This is a genomic window from Xenorhabdus innexi (assembly GCF_002632485.1).
GTDB lineage: Bacteria > Pseudomonadota > Gammaproteobacteria > Enterobacterales > Enterobacteriaceae > Xenorhabdus > Xenorhabdus innexi.
This window is the reverse complement of sequence record NZ_NIBU01000127.1, coordinates 1-3,660: the sequence shown is the minus strand read 5'-3', so window position 1 is coordinate 3,660 and position 3,660 is coordinate 1. Positions and strand designations below refer to the sequence as shown.

The 3,660-nt window shown below is 45.4% G+C and carries 4 protein-coding genes and 2 pseudogenes; all 6 read left to right on the top strand.

What is annotated here, in order from left to right:
- A pseudogene (locus tag Xinn_RS20235) lies at window positions 1-94 on the top strand (IS5/IS1182 family transposase); the annotation flags it as partial.
- A 167-nt stretch (window positions 95-261) separates the two neighbouring features.
- The gene (locus tag Xinn_RS20230; RefSeq protein ID WP_086955985.1) at window positions 262-1,437 is read left to right on the top strand and encodes a phage tail sheath protein; all 1,176 of its coding nucleotides are present in this window, start codon (window positions 262-264) and stop codon (window positions 1,435-1,437) included.
- 11 nt (window positions 1,438-1,448) lie between these two features.
- Complete coding sequence (locus Xinn_RS20225) at window positions 1,449-1,967, top strand: phage major tail tube protein (RefSeq protein WP_038265769.1); 519 nt, start codon at window positions 1,449-1,451, stop codon at window positions 1,965-1,967.
- Between the two features lie 71 nt (window positions 1,968-2,038).
- On the top strand, window positions 2,039-2,356 hold the full coding sequence (locus Xinn_RS20220) for a phage tail assembly protein (protein ID WP_086955986.1): 318 nt from the start codon (window positions 2,039-2,041) through the stop codon (window positions 2,354-2,356).
- Window positions 2,357-2,367: 11 nt separating this feature from the next.
- Window positions 2,368-2,490, top strand: coding sequence for a GpE family phage tail protein (locus Xinn_RS20215; protein WP_086955987.1), 123 nt, complete (start codon window positions 2,368-2,370; stop codon window positions 2,488-2,490).
- Window positions 2,483-3,660 (top strand): annotated as a pseudogene (locus Xinn_RS20210) (phage tail protein); the annotation flags it as partial. The gene Xinn_RS20215 and the pseudogene Xinn_RS20210, both read left to right, overlap by 8 nt.

The window sequence follows — 3,660 nt, the reverse complement described above, 5'->3', positions numbered from 1 at the left end:
GTGGAAGAACTGCGAGGGAGATTTGAATACCAGTCTCCAGTTCGTCAATCTGGCATTCCTTGTCTTACTGCTGCGCAGAAAAAATACTGAATAGCCTCTGAGGCGGATTTTTTTATTTGGATATCTAAAATCTCAACAAACTGATTTAAAACAAAAATATTCCAGCTAATTTGTACCTTCCACCACACACCCCTAACTACATGATTTTAAAGTCTTAATCCGCCAATATAAGCGCACACCTTAACAGGAGAGAACGCTAATATGGCACAAGATTATCATCACGGAGTCCGTGTACAGGAAATTAACGAAGGTACTCGTACCATCACTACCGTTAGCACCGCTATCGTAGGTATGGTTTGTACTGCTCCTGACGCAGACGAAAAAACATTTCCATTAAATACTCCAGTCCTGATTACTGACGTTATGAGCGCCAGTGGCAAGGCCGGGGAAAAAGGCACTTTGTCTACATCTCTGAAAGCCATCGCTGCTCAGGCTCTGCCTGTGACTGTGGTTGTTCGTGTGGAAGAAGGCAAATCTGAAGAAGAAACCATTAGTAACATCATCGGTGGTGTTACCGATGAAGGTAAGAAAACCGGTATGCAGGCGCTGTTGGCGGCACAAAGCCAGCTCGGTGTTAAACCACGCATTCTGGGTGTTCCAGGTCTGGACTCAAAACCAGTTGCTGCTGAACTCGCCGCTATTGCTAAGCAACTGAAAGCAATGGCATATGTCAGCGCTTATGGCTGCAAAAATATCTCTGAAGTTATCAAATATCGTGAAAACTTCGGTCAGCGTGAGGTAATGTTAATTTGGCCTGATTTCCTGAGATGGAACAAAGGTGAAGTTATCGCACCTGCGACGGCTTATGCACTGGGCTTGCGTGCCAAAATCGACGAAGAAACCGGCTGGCACAAAACCCTATCCAATGTGGGTGTTAACGGCGTAACGGGTCTATCTGCTGATGTCTTCTGGGATCTGCAAGCGACTGGAACTGAGGCTGATCTGCTGAACCAGAATCACATCACAACACTGATCCGCAAAAACGGTTTTCGTTTCTGGGGTTCACGCACTTGCGCTGGCTCTGCTTCTGAGGACTCACTGTTCCCATTCGAAAGCTACACCCGTACCGCTCAGGTACTGGCTGACACCATGGCTGACGCGCATATGTGGGCAATCGACAAACCGCTGACCCCATCGCTGGTACGCGACATTATCGAAGGCATCAATGCTAAGTTCCGTGAACTGAAAGCGGGCGGCTACATCATTGACGGTCGTTGCTGGTATGACGACAAAATCAACGATAAAGACACCCTGAAAGCAGGCAAACTGACCATCGATTACGACTATACCCCTGTACCGCCACTGGAAAACATGATGTTACGCCAGCGCATTACAGATAGTTACCTGATGGATTTCGCAAAAAGTATCAATAAATAAGGGGCTAACTGATGGCATTACCTCGCAAACTTAAATATCTGAATTTGTTCAACGATGGCAACAACTATCAGGGCATTGTCGAAGAGCTGACTCTTCCTAAGCTGAGCCGCAAACTGGAAGCCTACCGTGGTGCTGGTATGAACGGCAGCGCAATGGTGGATCTGGGTCTGGATGAAGGCGCATTGGATGCGGAATTCACTCTGGGCGGTATTGAGTCCCAACTGTACAAACAGTGGGGCATCGCTCAGGTCGATGGTGTCATGCTGCGCTTTGCAGGCTCTTTTGAACGCGAAGACACAGGTGATGTGGTTGCAGTTGAAGTTGTTATGCGTGGCCGTTTTCAGGAATTTGATCACGGTACTTATAAGCAGGGTGATAACACTCAAACCAAAATTACCGCGAAAAACACTTACTTCAAACTGACCTGGGATGGCGAAGAACTGATTGAAATCGACACCGTCAACATGGTTGAGAAAGTGGGCGGAGAAGATCGTCTGGCACAGCATCGTCGTGCTATTGGTCTGTTTTAATTAGTAAATTTTAAACTTATTCCCTGTCTCGTAATGGGACAGGTTTTCACTCGGATAAACAAGGTTGAATTATGACTGAAGCACTGAAAACTCAAAATGAAGATCTGCGCACAATCGAATTGGAAGCTCCACTGGCGCGAGGCAACGGAAAAATCACGGAAGTGACGGTACGTAAACCTACCAGTGGTGCGCTGCGCGGTGCTCGTTTGCAGGCACTGCTGGAAATGGATGTGGATTCTATGTTGCTGGTTCTGCCACGTGTTACCACACCTGCATTAACCAAGAATGACCTACTGGTAATGTCACCCGGTGATCTGATTAATCTCAGTGTGGAGGTAGTCAATTTTTTGTTGCCGAAGTCGGTCAAGTCCGATTCCCAGAACGATTAACCGTTGATGAACTGGTGGCAGATATTGCCACCGTTTTTCACTGGAGACCGGCAGATACAGATGAAATGTCACTGTCGGAATTATTGGACTGGCGACATCGGGCCATTTTAAGAAGTGGTGCAGAGAATGAGTAATATACAGTCACAGCTTAGTAAGGTACTGAGTACCGTCGGGAAGCTGACCAGTTCCTTTAAATCTTTTCAGCGGCAACAGAAAAAACTGGTGGATACCACAGATAAAATTCATAATCAGTTTAAAAAGCTCAATAAAACCGTTGAAAGTTTAAAACCTATTGTCGGGTATGCGCAGGAAACTGCGCGTATGCGTGCCGATTTAAAAACCTACAATCAAACAATTAAGCAATCTGTATCGAAGCAGCAGAATTCTTCAAAAATGATGCAGGTAAGTGCTGCCAGCCAATCAGTTAATGTTACCCAAATAACTCAAAGTATCAGCCAAGTAAATTCATCCAGCAAGAATAGTGCTGTTAATCTTGGTGTAACTGGAAATATAACAAACAATTTCAAATTGTTAGATAAATTGATTATTAATATCAATGCTAAAATAAAGATTTTCGGTAATGTTGGTATAAGGATTTTCAGTTCGTTGAATGTAGGTGTTCGTATATTTGCCGCACTTTCTATTAATATTTTTAGCTCATTGGGTATGAGGATTAATATTTTCGGTAAGTTAGGTATACGTATATTTAGCTCATTAAAAATAAGTCTAAATATATTTGGTCAACTAGGTATTCAGATATTTGTATCTTTAAGAGTCAGATTAAGTACTTTTGCTCAAGTTGGCGTTAGGGTCTTCGGTTCGTTGCGGGTCAGCCTGCGGGTTTTGGGACAGATAGGGATTCAGGCTTTTGCGTCGTTAAGGTTTAGCGTCAGTACCTTTGCTCAAGTTGGCGTTAGGGTCTTCGGTTCGTTACGGGTCAGCCTGCGGGTTTTGGGACAGATAGGGATTCAGGCTTTTGCGTCGTTAAGGTTTAGCGTCAGTGCTTTTGCCCAAGCTGGTGTTAGGGTCTTCGGTTCGTTGCGGGTCAGCCTGCAGATTTTGGGGCAGATAGGGATTCAGGCTTTTGCCTCGTTAAGGTTTAGCGTCAGTACTTTTGCTCAAGTTGGCGTTAGGGTCTTCGGTTCGTTGCGGGTCAGCCTGCGGGTTTTGGGGCAGATAGGGATTCAGACTTTTGCCTCGTTAAGGTTTAGCGTCAGTGCTTTTGCCCAAGCTGGTGTTAGGGTCTTCGGTTCGTTGCGGGTCAGCCTGCAGATTTTGGGGCAGATAGGGATTCAGGCTTTTGC

Excerpts from the sequence above, each read along its gene's own strand:
- Xinn_RS20230 (WP_086955985.1), top strand. The coding sequence starts at position 262 with ATGGCACAAGATTATCATCACGGAGTCCGTGTACAGGAAATTAACGAA.
- Xinn_RS20225 (WP_038265769.1), top strand. The coding sequence starts at position 1,449 with ATGGCATTACCTCGCAAACTTAAATATCTGAATTTGTTCAACGATGGC.
- Xinn_RS20220 (WP_086955986.1), top strand. The coding sequence starts at position 2,039 with ATGACTGAAGCACTGAAAACTCAAAATGAAGATCTGCGCACAATCGAA.